Here is an 18,316-nt window from a genome sequence, read left to right on the forward strand (position 1 = left end):
TTCGTATTTTTATCTAACCATCTGCGACGTTTTACGTGAAGATAGACTGTATTACCTCGAAGTGGAAAATCTTGAATAGTGACTTCTTTGTGAAAACCATGAGCAACAAGCATTTTGGATTTCTCCTCTTTAGGAATCACATTGCGCTCTTCAAAATAAAGGTGCATTACTTCACCATTTTTTGTGTTTTTTATTAAATCGAAATGATTAATTAAAAATTCAGGGAGAATAAGTTTCAGTAATTCTAAATAATTGTCCACGGCTATTTTTTTTACAAAAATCGTAATCTTATTTCAATTCACACACAACTTTTGAGATTGATCCGTAAGAATCCAATCGTCTTATAATACTTGGCGTTGACTCGCTTACAAAAGATGAGGTGTCGTAAATAAGACCGACTCCATCTGCATAATAAAAGTAATCTAAACCAGAAAACTGAAGACCTTCTGGTGATTTAGCGTAACGTTCGGAGTTTGTACACTTGAAACCCCCTGCTTTAACAGTCATTGCGGAATCTCCTTCTGTTAATGTTTCATAAATAGTACCCTATGGATTGTCTACAATTAAGCGTTCTTGAAAATCATTATTTGTAAACTGAATAACACCATCTTCATTGACTAAATTTCCAGAATTTTCTCTAAGGAGTTCAAAATGCTCTCCGTTAGGATTACAAAAAGTGATTTGTTTTTCGTTTTCTGTCGTTAGGCGTCTAAACTTATAAAAAGTATGTCCCGAAACAGTTTTAGTGCCCACAATACTTACAGAATCTATAACTCCAGTGTTTTCATAGTTTTCTGTATTTGCATTGTATTTATAATTTTTATAGACCCAAGAATTTCCAACAGTTAGTGCCTAAAAATTAGCTTCTGGAGGAGTGGCTTGGTTCACCGTTTCCTCCGATTCGCTAAAAGAAAAAGAAAGAGTAAGAATTAAAAAACTTAGCAGTATACGTTTTATAATATTTTTTTTTTGTTAAAGCAGATTCTATAGTATTTTAATAGCGGTCATATACATCTTAACTCTTAAAAATATAATTTAGCATTATTTAGAGTTGTTGTTATTTAATTTGAAAGATGAGATTTTATTTAATTCAGCTAATAAAGACGACAAACAAAGTGCCGATGTGTTTTTAAAAGGCTTTAATTTGTAAAACGGTTTAAGAGATTAAAATGAAACGAGAGAAATCTAAAAGGTTAAACAATATCAGGTTTTCTAACCCTATAATTAAAGATGAAATTGAAATACTGTATGATACTAAAGAAAAGTTGATTTTTAGAACTTATCTTGAAGCTGATGGCGGACAAGCGGCATTACACTATCACTCTCAAATAATGGAAACTTTTAAGGTGATCAAAGGCGAATTAACAGTAATTCTCAACACTAAAAAAATACGTTTAAAACCTAATGAAGCTGCTCAAATAAAGCCTTACGACACGCATCAGTTTTTTAATGCAACACATCAAGCTGTAGTTTTCGACGTGGAGATTTCTCCAGCAAATCATATTCTAAAAGGATTAAAAATTTTCTATGGCTTGGCAAAAGAAGGGAAGGTGTACAAGTCCGGACTGCCTAAAAATATCTTGTATACGGCTATAGGTTTACAGTTTATGGATGCTTATAGTCCTAACATACCACGTAAACTCCAACAATTAGGAATTTCTGTTTTGGCCGTAATAGGTCGCGTCGTTGGGGCGGAGCGCAAGCTATTGACTAAGTATTGCAACTAGTCAATTTCAGCAGGGTAAACTCGTGTTTTCTCTAGAGTGTTATTGATTAATTACACCTAATAGTTCCTGTTCAAAACTAATGTTAAACATGTTTGCTTTAGCGTTTACTATCTCTGCTTTATCATTTAGAATAAAAACATTATTAATAGGCTTTACAGATAAGACATTTATAGTTTCGGATGCCGATTTACAACGGTATTCTTTATTGATTTTTACGTTGTATAATTTTAGTATTCGCAATTGTTCTTTGTAAGAAATGCTGTCCACATTTAAAGCTATAAAATCAACCTCAGGATATTTTTTCTGTAATTCAGCGGCTTTATTGTGTGCAATAATCAAGTGGTTTTTATTGGTTTTTGTCCAAAAATAGATAACCGTCGGTTTTTTTATTAATTCTTGTAAATCAACAACATCGTCATTTTTGTCTAGAAGTTCTAAGTTTGGAATCTTTTTTCCCGGTTTTAATCGCTTATAAGAATCTACAATACGAGTCACGCGTTCTATATGCTCATTATTTGTGCTTTTCTTTTTAAAGGACTCCAATAGGGCATCGTAATCTTCTGTGTTTTTAGTGATACTAATAAAATGAATGATGTTATAATTTAGAAGTCCGTTTTTTATTTCCTGATTTTGGATTTTCTCATCTATAACCTCAAGCTTGTCTAGCGTGTAATCTAAAATCCTATCGTTGTAGGTAGAGTCATCAGAGTGCTTAAAGTGCTTTTGTAACGCTGCATTATTGACATAAAATCGCAAAAATGAATTGTAAGGGCGGTAGTCTTTTAATAAATCGTTGTTAAAATCAACATCTTTACGGTAGGCATAAAAATCTTCAGGTAAAATTTTAAACAAGTCACGTTCCGATTTGCTATAATTTGCTAGGGGATATAATTCTTTATTAGAATAGTACTTATAATTTATGTTTGCCTTTGCTAGCTCTAAAAAAAGCTTTGAAGGCTTGTTTTTCTTTTTGAATTGTGCTAAACGATTTAGTTTTTCGTCTCTTAATTCATGAAGTTTGCTTTCAAACTCTTTAGGGTTTAATTGACTTATAGATAATATATCTTTGTCTTCCTGTTCGTTTTGAAGAAATAGATTCGTTAAAAAATTATTTTCTTTCGCATTGGTTCCCGTAAACACTAAAGACTCATCAAAATCAATGGTGTTTAGTCGTAACTGTAAACTGTCGTTAGGTTCTAATAAAAAAGTTTGGGTTTCTCTACCATCAAAAAAATTGTACATACCAGGTGTTAAACTTTTAAAAGTATAAGAGAACCTATTTTTAGCATCTAAAAATAAGGTGTCTACAAGTTTTCTGTTTTTAGAAAGTACGAGGTAGTTAGAATATGGGTTTACAATTTCACCTCCAAAAAAAGCACCACCTTGTAAATTATTATCTGTGGCGTCTCCTTTACATGAGGTAAGGAGTACCGGAAGAATTAATAATAGATATAAGGCTTTAATATTCATTAATACAGTGTATAAGGTGTGAATGCGATAACAAAAATATGTTTTGCTCCTCTTAACTCGTGTTAAGGCGTTGTTAAAGTTATTAAGCCCCGTTTTATTTCGTCTTATCGAAGTAATTTTCTACTTTTGCAAAAAATTTATACTACAATTTATGTTATCAGTTTCAAACCTTTCAGTACAATTTGGTAAGCGAGTACTTTTCGATGAAGTAAGCACAACCTTTAATAATGGTAATTGTTATGGGATTATTGGTGCTAATGGCGCAGGGAAGTCTACCTTTTTAAAAATAATTTCTGGTCAGCAAGAGCCTAACTCTGGTAGCGTACACTTAGAGGCCGGTAAGCGTATGTCGGTTTTAACACAAGACCACAACAAACATGATGAGGACACGGTTTTAGAAACGGTTTTAAAAGGAAACCAGCCTTTGTATAAGTTAAAGTCAGAAATTGATGCTTTATATGCAGATTATACCGATGAGAACGCTGAGAAAATTGGTGAGCTTCAAGTACAATTTGAAGAAATGAATGGATGGAATGCCGATAGTGATGCCGCAGCAATGTTGTCTAACTTAGGTATTAAAGATGATTTGCATTACTCTTTAATGGGTGACTTAGATGGTAAACAAAAAGTACGTGTGTTATTAGCACAAGCACTTTTTGGTAATCCTGATGTGCTTATTATGGATGAGCCAACCAACGACTTGGATTACGAAACTATTTCTTGGTTGGAGAACTTTTTGGCGAATTATGATAATTGTGTAATTGTAGTTTCTCACGATAGACACTTTTTAGATTCAGTATGTACTCATATTAGTGATATTGACTTCGGAAAGATTACGCATTATTCAGGTAACTATACGTTTTGGTATGAGTCTTCTCAATTAGCAGCAAGACAGCATGCGCAACAAAACAAGAAAGCCGAAGAAAAGAAAAAGGAATTAGAAGAGTTTATCCGTCGTTTCTCTGCAAACGTAGCAAAATCAAAACAAGCTACTAGTAGAAAAAAGATGATTGATAAATTAAATATTGAAGATATTAGACGAACAAGTCGTCGTTATCCAGCCATTATTTTTGAACGCGATAGAGAGGCCGGGGATCAAATATTAAACGTAGAAGGTTTAACAGCTTCTTTAGATGGTGAAGTTCTGTTTAAAGACATCGATTTAAACTTAAATAAAGGAGATAAAGTGGTGTTGTTCTCAAGAGATTCTAGAGCTACAACTGCATTTTATGAAATCTTAAATGGTAAAGCAGAGGCCGATTCAGGAAAATTTGCTTGGGGAGTAACGACTACGCAGTCTTATTTACCTTTAGATAACAGTGAGTTTTTTGATAATGATTTAACGTTAATCGATTGGCTACGTCAATGGGCTACAACCGAAGAAGAACGTGAAGAAGTACATATTCGAGGCTTTTTAGGGAAAATGATTTTTAGTGGTGAAGAAGCCTTTAAAAAATCGTCAGTACTATCAGGAGGAGAAAAAGTACGTTGTATGTTGTCTCGTATGATGATGACGAGAGCGAATGTTTTGCAATTGGATGAGCCAACGAACCACTTGGATTTAGAAAGTATTACGGCTTTTAATAACTCGCTTAAAAACTTTAAAGGAACTGTATTGTTTACAACACACGATCATGAGTTTGCACAAACAGTAGGTAACCGCGTGGTGGAGTTAACACCAAATGGGGTTATTGATAGATTTATGACATTTGACGATTATATGCAAGACCCAAAGATTAAGGAAATGAGAGATAAAATGTATGCAGTAACTGTGTAATTTTTATCCTTAAAATCAATAAATTATAAAAGCTCTGATTCTATCAGGGCTTTTTTTGTAAATAATTACCTTATATTTGGTTGAATTTGTTAAAATACAGCCTGTAAACATCTAAACGGGTCATCTTTGCGTTTAAAGAGTATAAGGCAAATTATAAAAAACATAGATTATGAATTTACAAACAATAGTAAGAGCAAAGTTATTTATCGTATTAGTAGCACTTTTAGGTGGTGTCGGATATGGTATTGCTCAAAATAAAGAAGTGAAAAATAATGTAAAAACGACTGAAGGTAAAGCGGTTCAGCTTAAAGTTGATGGCTCTAACCTGTCGGTTTTAGATAATAATAACACGAAGCCTGTTAGTCAAACTAAAGAATTTACAGATATTTTTACGTTTTTAACTGATTCTGAAGATCATGCTATTCTAGTTCGAGCAATTAAAGTTACAGGCTTAAAAGAAACTTTAGAAGGTAAAGGACGCTTTACAGCGTTTGCACCAAATGATGCTGCTTTTAATGCTTTAGGAGATGAGGTTTTAGAATCTTTATTTAAAGCTGAAAATAGAGCGGTTTTAAAAGAGGTTATTTCATATCACGTTATGCCAGGCAGTCAAGGTGTGAATGAGTTAACGAGAGCGGTTAATGGTAATGGTGGAGAAGCACGTTTAAAAACGTTAAACGGATCGACACTTAATGTTAGATTAAATGGAGATAAGGTCGTTATTGTTGGTGCTAATGGTGCTAAAGCAACGATAGTTTCGGGTGATAAAGTACAAAATAATGGAATGGTGCATACTATTAATACAGTTGTAATGCCTAATTAATAACCACTCTAGTAAATAAAAAAAAGCGATCTAAAATTTTAGATCGCTTTTTTTTATTCTCAAAAAGGGCGTTTATTTATTTTCCATTTCTCCACGAACGGTTTCGACGATTTTTACTGCTTCGCCTAATTCTTTTTCATGAACATAGACTTCTGGTTGCCCTTGTAAGGCAGCAGCGAAACCAGCAAGCCGTCCCGATTCGGATTCGTCTTTTATTACTGGGCTGATACCAACCTGCTCTAACCGGTCTTTAATTAATTGGACTATAATATAGTTTCCTGTATATATTTTTACATATTCTGAGTCTGACATCGCGATTTGAATTTAGGTTATACTTAAATGTACAAAATAATTAGGAATGTATACGCGCTTTAACGGTAATTTAGCGGAAAAGAATGTATTGAGTTTACACAGGGATGAATGGTAAAAAAAAAATAGCCTACACAGAGGTAGGCTATTTTATATAATGTGTCTGTAAATAATTTTTTACTTGCTGTACTTGTATAAACTATAGATACCAAAACCTATAAAAGCTACAGCAAAAAATAGTCTTAAATTAGACAGTATTTCATCGGTAAAAAAGTGAGTGTAAATACGGTAACCGCCAATGCCAACAAAGGCTATTCCCGATATTAAATCCCAAATATTTTTCTTTTTTTGCGGATTTTCTTGCTGTTCTTTTTCCATAGTTTATCTTAATTCAGCACCTAGCTTTGTTTCAAAATTTGATTTTAGTTTACTCATAACCTTATCGACTTGCTTGTCAGTTAGTGTTTTGTTTTCATCTTGAAACGTAAAACTTACGGCATAACTTTTCTTACCATCCGGTAAGTTTTCACCTTGGTAAACATCGAATAAATTAATATTTTTTAAAAGTTTTTTCTCCGTTTGCTTTGCAATGGTGTGTATATCCTCAAATAACACTTTATCGTCTAATAGCAAAGCGAAATCACGGCGCACTTCAGGATATTTAGAAATGGCTTTAAAAGAAATGGTATTGCGTTTTGCTATTTCTATAATAGCATCCCAGTTAAAATCGGCATATAAAACTGTTTGAGAAATATCAAAATGTTTTAAAATGGCATTTTTCACCATTCCGAACTCCACTAACTTCGTTTTACCTTGCTCTAACATTAAACCTTCGCTAAACACATCGTTTTTAAAAGGTTTCGTATTGAATCTTGTAATTCCTAAACGCTCTAAAGTTGCATTAATAATTCCCTTTAAATAAAAGAAATCACTAGGGCTTTGAGGAGTACTCCATGTTTCTCCGGTTTTATTTCCAGTAGAAAACAAGGTTAGATGTTTCAACTCTTCTTTGTTATCTCCGTAATTATGGTACGATTTTCCAAATTCAAAGAATTTTAAATCAGTTGCTTTTCTGTTTATATTATAAGAAATGGCTTCTAGTCCTGAAAATAATAAAGACTGGCGCATTACCGATAAATCGTTACTTAACGGGTTTAACATCGTTACATTATGCTCCGCTTTTAATTGTTCGCTTAATGCGGTGTAATCGGGGCTAGTAAGCGAGTTTGCCATAATTTCATAAAAGCCTTGGCCAGCGAGCTGATTACCCACTACGTTTTGTAGTTTGTAATCTTCAAAACGTGAAGAATTTGAAATTGATGCGTTTAGTTTCGTTGTAGTTTCGATTTTATTATAACCGTAAACCCTTAAAATTTCTTCAATAACATCTGCTTGTCTTTGCACATCATTTCTGTAAGCAGGGATTGTTAATCCTAAACCTGTTTCGGTAACGTTATTAATTTTAAAATCTAAAGAGGTTAAAATACTCTTTATCGTTTCTTCAGGGATTTCTTGCCCCACTAATTTAGTTACCTTGTCGAAGGTAAGGTGAACGTGTAGGTCTTCAATTTTATTTGGATAGAAATCAACGATATCACTGGTTATGATTCCTCCTGAAATTTCTATGATTAAAAGGGCCGCACGTTTTAGGGCGTACTCTGTAATATTAGGATCAATTCCTCTTTCAAATCGAAATGATGCATCGGTATTTAATCCGTGACGTTTAGCAGTTTTTCTTATGCTAACAGGGTTAAAATATGCACTTTCTAAAAATATAGAGGTCGTAGTTTCGGTAACTCCAGAGTGTAAACCACCGTAAACACCAGCGATACACATTGGTGCTTCAGCATTACAAATCATTAAATCGTCTTCGTGTAATTCGCGTTCTACACCATCTAATGTAGTAAACTTTGTACCCGAAGCCACTGTTTTAACTTCTATTTTATTACCTATAATTTTTGCTGTATCAAAAGCGTGAAGAGGCTGACCCAATTCGTGCAGTACATAGTTAGTCGCATCTATGATATTATTTTTTGGTGTTAAACCAATTGCTTTTAAACGGTGCTGTAACCAAGCTGGTGAGTCCTGAACTTTAATATCAGAAATCGTAATACCACAATAGCGTGGTGCCAATTCCTTTTTGTGAATATCAACATCAATTTTTAAAGATCTATTATCGACATGAAAAGCACTTACCGACGGTGTAATTAATTGCGTAATGATATCTTGTTGAACCAACCCAGCTCTTAAGTCCCTCGCCGTTCCGAAGTGACTCATAGCATCGGCACGATTTGGTGTTAAACCGATTTCAAAAACATGGTCATTTTCAATCTCAAAGATATCTGCAAGAGCGGTTCCAACAACAAGATCGTTGTCTAAAACCATAATGCCATCGTGAGATTTACCTAAACCTAATTCGTCTTCTGCACAAATCATTCCGTGACTTTCCTCACCGCGAATTTTTCCTTTTTTTATGGTCCAAGCTTCACCGTCTTCAGTATATAGCGTAGTACCAATTGTTGCTACTGGTACTTTTTGTCCTGCGGCTACGTTAGGTGCTCCACAAACTATTTGTACCGGGTTCTCTAAGCCAATATTTACAGTAGTAACTTTTAATCGGTCTGCATTTGGGTGTTGAATGCAAGTTAGTACCTCGCCGACAATAATGCCTTCTAAACCGCCTTTTACGCTTTGGTAAGTTTCTAATCCTTCAACCTCTAGACCTAAGTCTGTTAATAATTCGCTAGTTTGTTCCGGAGACCAGTCAGTTTTAATAAACTGTTTAATCCAGTTATAAGAAATTTTCATTTATACAATACCGTTTTAAGTCAGCAAATATAACAATACTTAAGGCTTCTTGGAATTGAAAAACTCTTTTGTTGAAAAAAAAATGAATAATGATGGAATAGGACCGCTTTATTGTGGAATTTGAATTGTATTTGTAAGGTTTTTATTGTTTCTTCGATTACTTTTAAAATCAAAAATTGGTATGCGAAAATTACTTTTTATAGCGTTAATCACTGTTTTTATGTTTTCTTGTGAAAATGATAAGGTTTCCGAACGACTTACTCCAGGAATGTATCGTGCGGAACTGGTAGTTAGTGATGCAGAGGTTTTACTATTTAATTTTAAGGTGAACACAGCGTCTACGCTAGAGATTTATAATGCAGAGGAAATTATAAAAGTCGATGAAATTGTCTACAAAAATGATTCGGTTTATATAAAACCACCTGTTTTTGAAGGAGAATTAATCGCAAAGATAGAAAAAGGTGTTTTAAATGGATATTTTGTGGTTAAAGGTAAAGGTCGCAAAGTGCCTTTTACAGCACAAATGAATAATGATCGGTTTGATAGTTTTCAAGATGCTGATTTTAATATAGATGGAAATTGGGAAACGACTTTTAGCCCTGAAAGTGAATCTGAAAGCTACAAAGCAAAAGGGGTTTTTAAACAAGACGGAAATAAAGTTACGGGGACTTTTAGGACCGAAACTGGTGATTATCGCTTTCTAGAAGGGGTGTTATCTGGTTCTACCTTAAAACTATCGGCTTTCGATGGGGCTCATGCTTTTTTATTTACAGCTCAGGTTACCGATTCTACCCTTCAAGGGACTTTCTTCTCTGGAAATCATTATAAAGAACCATTTGAAGCAATACGCAATAATGACTACGAATTAAAAAGTGCCGATGAACTTACATTCTTAAAAGAAGGTTACGACAGTTTGGCGTTTCAGTTTCCTGATGCTAATGGGAATCAAATAGCGCTTAGCGATGCGCGTTTTAAGGATAAAGTTGTAGTCGTACAAATTATGGGAACCTGGTGTCCTAATTGTTTGGATGAAAGTACTTATTTCGCCGAGTATTATAAAAAGAATAACGATAAAGACTTAGAGTTTGTAAGCTTAGCGTTTGAATACGCGAAAACAGAACAACAGGCGTTTAATAATATCAAACGATTACAAGATCGGGTAGGTATTACGTATCCTATTTTGTTGGCCCAGATTGGCTCGACTAGTAAAGAAGAGGCGCAGGAGAAATTACCTATGTTAAACCATGTGCTAAGCTATCCTACAACCGTTTTTATCGATAAACAAGGCAAGGTTAGAAAGATACATACGGGATTTAACGGTCCAGCAACAGGGGAGAAGTACACCGAATTTAAATTAGAATTCGATAATTTTATTAATCGTCTATTGGCCGAGTAATGTGCTTAATTACCCGTGAATCGTTTCGCTTTTACCGTAGCTTTTTATAAGTTCTCCTTCAAATTCTACGAGTTCTTTCCAACGGGCATCAACATCGATACCTTTGCCATATTTTCTAGCAAATGTGATAAATGTGGTGTAGTGGCCCGCTTCACTAATCATTAATTCGTGATAAAACTTAGAGAGTTCAGGATCTGATATACGTTCAGAAAGTAATTTAAAACGCTCACAACTTCGGGCTTCAATCATGGCAGAAAACAGCAAACGGTCGACCATACTTTGTAAGCGACTGCCGCCCTTATTCATAAACTTATACAGCTCATTGACGTAACTATCTTTGCGTTCACGACCCAATGTATACCCACGCTCTTTTATGATGTTGTGTACCATTTGAAAGTGCTCAATCTCTTCTTTCGCAAGTTCAAGTAACTCGGTTACCAACTCAGGGTATTCAGAATTGTGAGTAATTATAGTGATGGCGTTAGTGGCAGCTTTTTGTTCGCACCACGCATGATCGGTTAAAATCTCTTCGATGTTAGATTCTACAATAGTTACCCAGCGCGGATCGGTTTCTAGTTTAAGGTGAAGCATAATACTGTTTTAAAAATGTAAAAATATATAATATAACAGTCGGAGTAAACAGTTTTAGGAAATATAATTCCAAATGTTCTTGTATTTCGCCATTTGACGGTACGTTTCTAATATAACCGCATGTTCTGGAGCTTGTAAACTAGGATCTGAGGTTAGAATCTTCTTAGCGTGATAGCGGGCGTGTTGTAAAATGTCGTTATCCTTTACGATATCGGCAATACGAAGATTTAAAATACCACTTTGTTGTGTTCCCATAATATCTCCTGGACCGCGAAGTCTTAAATCGACTTCCGCAATTTCAAAACCATCGTTAGTATTTACCATGGTTTGGATGCGTGTTTTACTGTTTTCTGAGAGCTTATGACTTGTCATTAATATACAGAAACTCTGCTCGGCACCACGGCCAACACGTCCGCGTAATTGGTGTAATTGGGACAGTCCAAAGCGTTCTGCGCTTTCAATAATCATCACCGACGCATTAGGGACGTTTACACCGACTTCAATAACGGTTGTTGCTACCATAATATTGGTTTCGCCTTTTACAAAACGTTGCATTTCGTACTCTTTATCGGCGGGTTTCATTTGGCCGTGAACTATCGATATTTGATAGTCTGGCATCGGGAAATCACGAGCGATACTTTCATAGCCATCCATTAAATCTTTATAGTCCATATTAGCACTTTCTTGAATTAACGGATATACAATATAGGCCTGTCTTCCCTTTTGTATTTCGTCTCTTATAAAGCGTAAAACTTTTAGGCGATTAGTATCGTATCTATGAACTGTTTTTATAGCCTTTCTACCCGGTGGTAATTCGTCAATAATAGAGATGTCCAAGTCGCCATAAACAGACATGGCTAAGGTTCTTGGAATTGGTGTTGCTGTCATCACTAAAACGTGTGGAGGCGAGGTGTTTTTTTTCCATAATTTAGACCGTTGCTCAACACCAAAACGATGTTGCTCGTCGATCACTGCAAGCCCTAAATTCTTAAATTTCACCTTGTCTTCTAAAACAGCATGCGTACCAATAAGGATGTCTAATTCGCCATTTTCAAGCGCTTCATGAATTTTTTTGCGTTCTGAAGTTTTACTTGAACCTGTTAATAGTTTTATATTGATATTCAAATCTTTGCATAGCTCATACAATCCGTTATAGTGCTGAACTGACAAAATTTCAGTTGGCGCCATTAAGCAAGCTTGAAATCCGTTGTCAAGCGCCATTAACATTGACATTAGGGCTACAATGGTCTTCCCTGAACCCACATCACCTTGTAATAAGCGATTCATTTGGGCATTACTACCTAAATCGGCGCGAATTTCTTTAAGAACACGTTTCTGAGCATTGGTTAATTCGAAAGGTAAATGCTGTTTAAAAAACGTATTAAAATGTGCACCGACGGTTTCGAAAGGGAAGCCTTTTATTTTGGATTTATGAATTAGATTTTTTAGAATTAATTGCAATTGAATATAGAATAACTCCTCAAATTTAAGTCGGTATTTTGCCTTAAAAAGGAGGTCGGAATTCTTAGGGAAATGAATGTTAAAAAGCGCTTCCGATTTGGTGATTAATTTTAATTCTGAAAGCAATTTTGGAGACAAGGTTTCAGCAAAACGACCTTTGGTTTCAAGGAATAAGTTTTGCATGATTTTGGTCATCACGCGATTCGAAATACCGCGATTCGAAAGCTTCTCGGTAGAAGGATAAATGGCCTGCATCGATGAACGTAAATTCTGCTCGTGTTCACTTAATAATTCGGTATCGGGATGGGGGATGCTAAACTTACCGTTGAAGTAATTGGTTTTTCCAAAAACCACATATTCGGTGTTGAGTTTTAGGGCGTCGCGAATCCATTTTTGGCCTCTAAACCATACCAATTCCATAACACCAGTATCATCTTTGAAAGTCGCAACTAACCGCTTGCCTTTTTTTTGGGCAACCTCTTCAAACTTTATTATTTTTCCAATAATCTGTACCTCGGCATTATTGGCTTGTAATTGATTAATTTTAAAATACTTGGTACGATCCAAATAGCGATTAGGAAACAGATTTAATAAATCTTGATAGGTATGAATACCAAGTTCCTTACGAAGCAAATCTGCACGACTTGGTCCGACACCTTTTAAATAATCAATGGGCGTTTGTAGGCTAGTACTCATACAGCAAAAATATCAATTTATATTTTATTCTTTAACAGTTTTCTTGACAGTATTAATCGATTTGATATCTTTACTACATAAATAAACCAACTTACTAACTTAAAAAACCGATTTATGAAACTAACCAAACTTAAAACCAATTTAGGTTTTATTATGTCTGCCCTTATTCTACTGCTTTTTGCAGGTTGTAGTGATGATGACTCTAATACACCAGCAACTACGACAGGTACTACAACAACGTCAACAATCACTGTAAATAGTACCTTGTTGAGTTTTCCTGATGCGATCGTTAATACAACAACTGAAGTCAAGGAATTAATTGTAAAAGGAGTGAATTTAAATTCACAAATTGATTTAACCAGTACTAATGGTTTTGAAATGTCTTTAGATGGCGTTAACTTTTCAGATAACTTACAAATCGATGCTGCATCGGCAAATACCGACACTGTTGTTTATGTGAACTTTTATACAGAAGTTGTAGGTAGTAAAAACGGAACAATAAGCTTATCTAGTGCAAATGCAGCTAATGTTAATGTATCTCTTTACGGAAATGCATCTCCTGTAATTCATAATTACGTAACATTTAATCAACAAAGGTTAGCCTTTGGAAGCGGGTTTAATCAGTCGCATACGGAAACATTTAATTTACACGCTGATCAATCAAATATTGAAACGGTAAAGATGTATGTCAAGTTAACCTGCCCTACGGGAGGTTGTGACGAATGGGATGTGTATGCAAATGTAAAGGTTGTAGATCCAACAACTGGGAACCTGTATGAATTAGGGCGTTATATAACCCCTTATTGGAATGACAATAGTCAATTAGATAGAGGTTTTGAGTTTGATGTAACAGATTTTAAATCGTTACTAACTGGAGCTACCGAATTAAGAATTAGAACCGAATGTTGGAATGATAAAGGTTATGAAGTGACTGTTGATTTCGATTTTATTGAAGGGACTCCAGATTATTTATATTATGCTGTATCTCCGGTTATTGCGTACGACGACTGGTCGTCTTCAGGAGTGCCATACGGGGTTGCTCATAACTTCGATTTAGATAAAACAGTAACGATACCGGCAAATGCCGAAAGCACGCATCTAAGGACTATAATTTCAGGTTGGGGACATGCAACACCTGCAGATTCGGCGACCAACAGACCTTGTGCTGAGTGGTGCTTTAGAACTCATAATATTAAAATTAACGGAGCAAATACTTTCGAACATTATATGGGGCCAATTGGTTGCTCAAGTAACCCTGTTAATAATCAAAGTCCAGGAAACTGGTCTGCAGACCGCGCAGGATGGTGCCCAGGAATGGCAGTGCCAACGCGTAAAGATGTCTTTAATACTAGTGTAGCAGGAAGTACATTCACTTTTGAATATGATTATGAAGATTGGACTAACGACGGAGCAAATGGAGATGCTTTTTATGCGACATCGACATTTGTGGTTGTTAAAAGTAATTCACCAATTTCGGCGCCGGTAGTAACAAATTAAACCCTTCGCTATTAATACCAAAAGCACGCTTTTTATAGCGTGCTTTTTTTTGGTGTATATTCTCAAGTTTATTATCTTCCTTGCTTATGAAACAACTCCTTTTTATACTAATTTTTTCTTCTTGGTTTTCAGTATTGGCGCAGCAAACGTCGGTAATAGATTTTAAAAGAGCTAGCGTTACTATTAGTTCGGTATCTGTTGAAAACAAAACGGTTAGCGGTAGTGTAGCCTACCAATTTGATGTTTTAAAAGCAGTAGATTCTTTTTATTTGGATACCAAAAACACCACTTTTTCTAAAGTTGTCTTAAATAATAAGTCCGTACCCTATCATATTACAGATAATAAAATATGGATTGTAAACAGTATGTCGCCCTCAAAAGAGCATACTTTACAGTTTTCTTTTGTTTCACAACCTAAAAAAGCCATGTATTTTATCGATGCTGATGATGAAAATAATCATCAAATATGGACGCAAGGTCAAGGGCAATATACAAGCCATTGGTTGCCAAGTTTGGATGATACCAATGATAAAATAGAGTTTGATTTAAAAATCACTTATAAAAAAGACTTTACCGTTATAGCTAATGGGAAGTTAATTAACAAGGAAAGTAATGCAACACATACCACTTGGTACTATGATATGCAAAAACCTATGTCGAGTTACTTGGTAGCCTTAGCCATTGGTAAATATGAAAAGGTTGAAGAAATTTCTGCTAGCGGAACTCCTATAAATTATTACTATTATCCTGAAGATAGTGCTAAGGTAGAACCCACTTACCGCTATTCAAAAGTGATGTTCGATTTTTTAGAAAACGAAATTGGCGTTGCCTTCCCTTGGCAGAATTACAAACAAATTCCGGTTAAAGACTTTTTATATGCCGGTATGGAAAACACGGGAGCTACTATTTTTAGTGATGCTTTTATGGTGGATACCATAGCATTTATAGATAAAAATTACGTGAATGTAAATGCTCACGAGTTGGCTCACCAGTGGTTTGGCAACTTGGTTACTGCTACCCAATCTAAGCATCATTGGTTGCAAGAGGGCTTTGCAACCTACTACGCGCTAATGGCGGAGCGTTATGTGTTTGGCGAGGACTATTATTTTTGGAAGTTACACGAGTATGCTCAAGAGCTATTAGAACAAGAACAGGCAGGAGATGCAACCCCTTTATTAGATCCTAAAGCGAGTAGTGTGACTTTTTATAAAAAAGGAGCATGGGTATTAGAAATGCTAAAGAATAAGGTCGGAGATAAAGCTTTTAATGAAGCTGTACAGACCTACTTGAAAACCTATCAATTTAAAAATGTAGAAACAGACGATTTTTTAAGTATAGTAGAAAAAACGTCTAATCTGAGTTTAAGTGCTTTTAAAAAGAAGTGGTTAGAGTCTAATATTTTGCCAATAAATGAAATGACTAGCCATTTAATCAAAGAATCAGAAAGCATATCCACCTTTTTAAAGTATGATTGTGAATTGGATCCTGATAGCTGTAAGAAGTTGTTACTAACCACTCAAGACCATAGATTAAAATCGAAAATAATTCCTTTACTCAATGGTGATGTGCCATCATTTTTGTTTTTTGAAACGGATTTAAAAGTCCGGCAAGCGGTAGCTAAAAGTTTTACATTCGTGCCTTTAGAGTTAAAAAGACAATATGAAACCTTTTTAGAGGATAACTCGTATATAACTAAAGAAGTCGCTTTATACACTTTATGGGTTAATTTTCCAGAAAGCCGTACAGGTTATTTAGAGCAAACAGCTAATGAGGTCGGGCTTAATGATAAAAATATTAGAATGTTGTGGTTGGTATTAGCACTAAACACCGAAGGAATAAATCATTTAAACAAACAAAAATACTATACAGAATTGGTAAACTACACGTCACCAAAGTATGATTTTAACGTGAGGCAAAATGCGATGTCTTACCTGCAATCTTTAAATGCTTTTAATGAAATAGCTTTAAATCATGTGTTTTTGGCTACAAAACACCATAATTGGAGGTTTAAAAGTATGGCTAAAAACCTTCTAAAATCTTTGTCTGAAATCGAGAAGTATAAAAGCATAATCACTAATTTACAAAAAGAAAAATTTTAATAATTTGAAAGCATTAGTAATTTCTGGTGGCGGTAGTAAAGGAGCCTTTGCAGGTGGTGTCGCGCAATATTTAATGGAGGAGCAAGGTAAGGAGTATGATATGTTTTTAGGAACTTCGACGGGTAGTTTGTTGGTGCCTTTTTTAGCGGCTAATGAAATTGACAAGCTTTATAGAATTTTTACAAGTGTAAACCAACGGTTTATTTTTAGTGTGAATCCTTTTGTTGTTAAAAGGAAAAACGGACGAGAGTACGTGTCTATAAATTATATGAATACCATTCTTCAGTTTATAAAGAAGAAACGCACCTTTGGAGAAAGTCGGAATTTAAGAAAAAATATAAAGAAACATTTTACTAAAGAGGAGTTTAATCGCATTCGTGCAACAAAAGAAGACGTGGTGGTTACGGTTGCTAACCTTTCAAAAAATAGAACTGAATACAAATCCATAAACGAATTTGAATACGACGAGTTTTGCGATTGGATATGGATTTCCTGTAACTACATTCCTTTTATGTCCTTGGTAAAGAAAAATGGATTCGACTATGCCGATGGGGGATTAGGTTGTGTTATTCCTATTCGAGAGGCTATACGTCGTGGGGCTACCGAAGTCGATGCTATTGTTTTAGAAAGCGAGGAGTTGGAGTATAATAAAGTACTGGGGAATAACCCGTTTTCCTTAATGTTTAGTTTGTTTGGGCATTTGTTAGATCAAGTAGAGAAAGGGGATATTGCTATAGGCAAATTAGCAGCCCAATACAGAAACGTTAAATTAAACTTGTACTATACGCCAACCAAACTTACAGAGAACTCATTAGTATTTAATAAAAAGCTAATGGAAAAATGGTGGTTAGAAGGGTACGCGCATGCCGAAAGTAAACACAGTAAAGGACTTTCTATGGATGGTAGTAAATCTCTAGAAAAAGAAATTACCAAATAGTCGTTATTTCTTCTTTAATATAAGCTAAAGCCGTACTACTAGGAGCTTGGTTTTCCATCATTTCAGTTAAAATAACTTCACGTAGCTTATTGGCTGTATCCGTTTTTTCAGACATATTCGCTTTGCGAATCAACTGAATAGTCGTGTTTTTTGCGGCTACAATAATACTCCAGCAATCGCTAGTTAAATAGATTTGTTGCGATAAATTATGTTCAAATTCTTGCTCTATATTGTCAATTAATAATTTCTCATAATCATTTTTATCACTAGAAAGTGGAGCTACTCTTATAAGTAATTTGGACGGTACTATGCGCTCTAAAAATAAAGTCATTCGTTCGTAGGCTTGCAAACGCATTGGTAAAGCTTCCTTTTTTAAGTCTTTCTGCATTAAAAAGAGACGTCTGTTATTCTCGTTTTTAATGTGTTCTCTAAAAAAGAAATAAGCGATTATACCTGTTATTAAAGCAGGGATACTATACATTAATAGTTCTACAAGTTGTTGTTCCATGATTTATTTTTATGTTACTACAAACATAAGTTATTTTTATAATAGCGCAAATATTCCTTTCATGGAATAAAAGCAGGACTTGCTTAGATGAAAACAATGTTTCCTTAAATTCAATAATGTAGTCTTTCTATTACACACTACTTTACACCTGCTATTAGTCTGTTAAACAAAAATCGTCAGTTAAATCTAATTCTTTTTCTGACGATTTTCAATTAAG

17 protein-coding genes are annotated in these 18,316 nt (G+C 34.8%); 7 read left to right on the forward strand and 10 right to left on the reverse strand.

The window, feature by feature from the left end:
- The 3 genes from BLV64_RS04315 to BLV64_RS04325 form a co-directional block, all read right to left on the reverse strand.
- Positions 1-260 (reverse strand): ISAon1 family transposase N-terminal region protein (locus BLV64_RS04315; RefSeq protein ID WP_092132939.1); only part of this gene is annotated, 260 nt, incomplete at its 3' end.
- A 28-nt stretch (positions 261-288) separates the two neighbouring features.
- Positions 289-507 (reverse strand): hypothetical protein, encoded by a 219-nt coding sequence (locus BLV64_RS04320; protein ID WP_092132941.1) that lies wholly within the window; start codon positions 505-507, stop codon positions 289-291.
- Between the two features lie 39 nt (positions 508-546).
- Entirely contained in the window at positions 547-753 is a 207-nt protein-coding gene (locus BLV64_RS04325; protein WP_092132943.1) for a hypothetical protein, read from the reverse strand.
- Positions 754-1,169: 416 nt separating this feature from the next.
- On the opposite strand from BLV64_RS04325, the gene BLV64_RS04330 reads away from it, so the two are divergent.
- Positions 1,170-1,727, forward strand: a complete 558-nt coding sequence (locus tag BLV64_RS04330) for a cupin domain-containing protein (RefSeq protein ID WP_092132946.1) — start codon at positions 1,170-1,172, stop codon at positions 1,725-1,727.
- A 39-nt stretch (positions 1,728-1,766) separates the two neighbouring features.
- Here the strand turns inward: BLV64_RS04330 and BLV64_RS04335 are convergent, their stop codons facing one another.
- On the reverse strand, positions 1,767-3,197 hold the full coding sequence (locus BLV64_RS04335) for a TlpA family protein disulfide reductase (protein ID WP_092132948.1): 1,431 nt from the start codon (positions 3,195-3,197) through the stop codon (positions 1,767-1,769).
- Positions 3,198-3,348: 151 nt separating this feature from the next.
- On the opposite strand from BLV64_RS04335, the gene BLV64_RS04340 reads away from it, so the two are divergent.
- Together BLV64_RS04340 and BLV64_RS04345 are read left to right on the forward strand one after the other, a co-directional pair.
- Positions 3,349-4,974 (forward strand): ABC-F family ATP-binding cassette domain-containing protein, encoded by a 1,626-nt coding sequence (locus BLV64_RS04340; RefSeq protein ID WP_092132951.1) that lies wholly within the window; start codon positions 3,349-3,351, stop codon positions 4,972-4,974.
- A gap of 169 nt (positions 4,975-5,143) precedes the next feature.
- Complete coding sequence (locus tag BLV64_RS04345; protein ID WP_092132954.1) at positions 5,144-5,797, forward strand: fasciclin domain-containing protein; 654 nt, start codon at positions 5,144-5,146, stop codon at positions 5,795-5,797.
- A gap of 72 nt (positions 5,798-5,869) precedes the next feature.
- On the opposite strand, the gene BLV64_RS04350 is transcribed toward BLV64_RS04345, so the two are convergent.
- The 3 genes from BLV64_RS04350 to pheT form a co-directional block, all read right to left on the reverse strand.
- Positions 5,870-6,109: a putative signal transducing protein gene (locus BLV64_RS04350; protein ID WP_092132956.1), complete on the reverse strand. Its 240-nt coding sequence runs from the start codon at positions 6,107-6,109 to the stop codon at positions 5,870-5,872.
- 174 nt (positions 6,110-6,283) lie between these two features.
- On the reverse strand, positions 6,284-6,484 hold the full coding sequence (locus BLV64_RS04355; RefSeq protein ID WP_092132959.1) for a hypothetical protein: 201 nt from the start codon (positions 6,482-6,484) through the stop codon (positions 6,284-6,286).
- 3 nt (positions 6,485-6,487) lie between these two features.
- Positions 6,488-8,914, reverse strand: a complete 2,427-nt coding sequence (gene pheT / locus BLV64_RS04360) for a phenylalanine--tRNA ligase subunit beta (RefSeq protein WP_092132961.1) — start codon at positions 8,912-8,914, stop codon at positions 6,488-6,490.
- A 181-nt stretch (positions 8,915-9,095) separates the two neighbouring features.
- Here pheT and BLV64_RS04365 point away from each other — a divergent pair, with 181 nt between their 5' ends.
- Entirely contained in the window at positions 9,096-10,310 is a 1,215-nt protein-coding gene (locus BLV64_RS04365; RefSeq protein WP_092132964.1) for a TlpA disulfide reductase family protein, read from the forward strand.
- Positions 10,311-10,319: 9 nt separating this feature from the next.
- On the opposite strand, the gene miaE is transcribed toward BLV64_RS04365, so the two are convergent.
- Positions 10,320-10,901: a MiaE family protein gene (gene miaE, locus BLV64_RS04370; protein ID WP_092132967.1), complete on the reverse strand. Its 582-nt coding sequence runs from the start codon at positions 10,899-10,901 to the stop codon at positions 10,320-10,322.
- A gap of 54 nt (positions 10,902-10,955) precedes the next feature.
- Positions 10,956-13,058: an ATP-dependent DNA helicase RecG gene (gene recG / locus BLV64_RS04375; RefSeq protein WP_092132970.1), complete on the reverse strand. Its 2,103-nt coding sequence runs from the start codon at positions 13,056-13,058 to the stop codon at positions 10,956-10,958.
- 114 nt (positions 13,059-13,172) lie between these two features.
- Between recG and BLV64_RS04380 the strand changes: the two genes are divergently transcribed.
- The 3 genes from BLV64_RS04380 (at position 13,173) to BLV64_RS04390 (ending at position 17,591) form a co-directional block, all read left to right on the forward strand.
- Complete coding sequence (locus BLV64_RS04380; protein ID WP_245705868.1) at positions 13,173-14,555, forward strand: peptide-N-glycosidase F-related protein; 1,383 nt, start codon at positions 13,173-13,175, stop codon at positions 14,553-14,555.
- Between the two features lie 86 nt (positions 14,556-14,641).
- Entirely contained in the window at positions 14,642-16,654 is a 2,013-nt protein-coding gene (locus tag BLV64_RS04385) for a M1 family metallopeptidase (protein WP_092132973.1), read from the forward strand.
- Between the two features lie 4 nt (positions 16,655-16,658).
- Positions 16,659-17,591 carry a patatin-like phospholipase family protein gene (locus BLV64_RS04390; RefSeq protein WP_092132976.1) on the forward strand — a complete coding sequence of 311 codons (933 nt, stop codon included), beginning with the start codon at positions 16,659-16,661 and terminating at the stop codon, positions 17,589-17,591.
- On the opposite strand, the gene BLV64_RS04395 is transcribed toward BLV64_RS04390, so the two are convergent.
- Complete coding sequence (locus tag BLV64_RS04395) at positions 17,581-18,099, reverse strand: DUF7935 family protein (protein WP_092132979.1); 519 nt, start codon at positions 18,097-18,099, stop codon at positions 17,581-17,583. The two genes, BLV64_RS04390 and BLV64_RS04395, sit on opposite strands and share 11 nt — an antisense overlap.
- Between the last annotated feature and the right edge of the window lie 217 nt (positions 18,100-18,316).

Source organism: Bizionia paragorgiae, assembly GCF_900107625.1.
GTDB lineage: Bacteria > Bacteroidota > Bacteroidia > Flavobacteriales > Flavobacteriaceae > Bizionia > Bizionia paragorgiae.

Bases quoted from the DNA above. Each gene is read 5' to 3' on its own strand.
- BLV64_RS04335 (WP_092132948.1), bottom strand. From the start codon at position 3,197: ATGAATATTAAAGCCTTATATCTATTATTAATTCTTCCGGTACTCCTT.
- BLV64_RS04345 (WP_092132954.1), top strand. From the start codon at position 5,144: ATGAATTTACAAACAATAGTAAGAGCAAAGTTATTTATCGTATTAGTA.
- BLV64_RS04395 (WP_092132979.1), bottom strand. From the start codon at position 18,099: ATGGAACAACAACTTGTAGAACTATTAATGTATAGTATCCCTGCTTTA.
- miaE (WP_092132967.1), bottom strand. From the start codon at position 10,901: ATGCTTCACCTTAAACTAGAAACCGATCCGCGCTGGGTAACTATTGTA.
- BLV64_RS04380 (WP_245705868.1), top strand. From the start codon at position 13,173: ATGAAACTAACCAAACTTAAAACCAATTTAGGTTTTATTATGTCTGCC.
- BLV64_RS04340 (WP_092132951.1), top strand. From the start codon at position 3,349: ATGTTATCAGTTTCAAACCTTTCAGTACAATTTGGTAAGCGAGTACTT.
- BLV64_RS04350 (WP_092132956.1), bottom strand. From the start codon at position 6,109: ATGTCAGACTCAGAATATGTAAAAATATATACAGGAAACTATATTATA.
- BLV64_RS04355 (WP_092132959.1), bottom strand. From the start codon at position 6,484: ATGGAAAAAGAACAGCAAGAAAATCCGCAAAAAAAGAAAAATATTTGG.
- BLV64_RS04385 (WP_092132973.1), top strand. From the start codon at position 14,642: ATGAAACAACTCCTTTTTATACTAATTTTTTCTTCTTGGTTTTCAGTA.
- recG (WP_092132970.1), bottom strand. From the start codon at position 13,058: ATGAGTACTAGCCTACAAACGCCCATTGATTATTTAAAAGGTGTCGGA.
- BLV64_RS04365 (WP_092132964.1), top strand. From the start codon at position 9,096: ATGCGAAAATTACTTTTTATAGCGTTAATCACTGTTTTTATGTTTTCT.
- BLV64_RS04330 (WP_092132946.1), top strand. From the start codon at position 1,170: ATGAAACGAGAGAAATCTAAAAGGTTAAACAATATCAGGTTTTCTAAC.
- BLV64_RS04320 (WP_092132941.1), bottom strand. From the start codon at position 507: ATGACTGTTAAAGCAGGGGGTTTCAAGTGTACAAACTCCGAACGTTAC.
- pheT (WP_092132961.1), bottom strand. From the start codon at position 8,914: ATGAAAATTTCTTATAACTGGATTAAACAGTTTATTAAAACTGACTGG.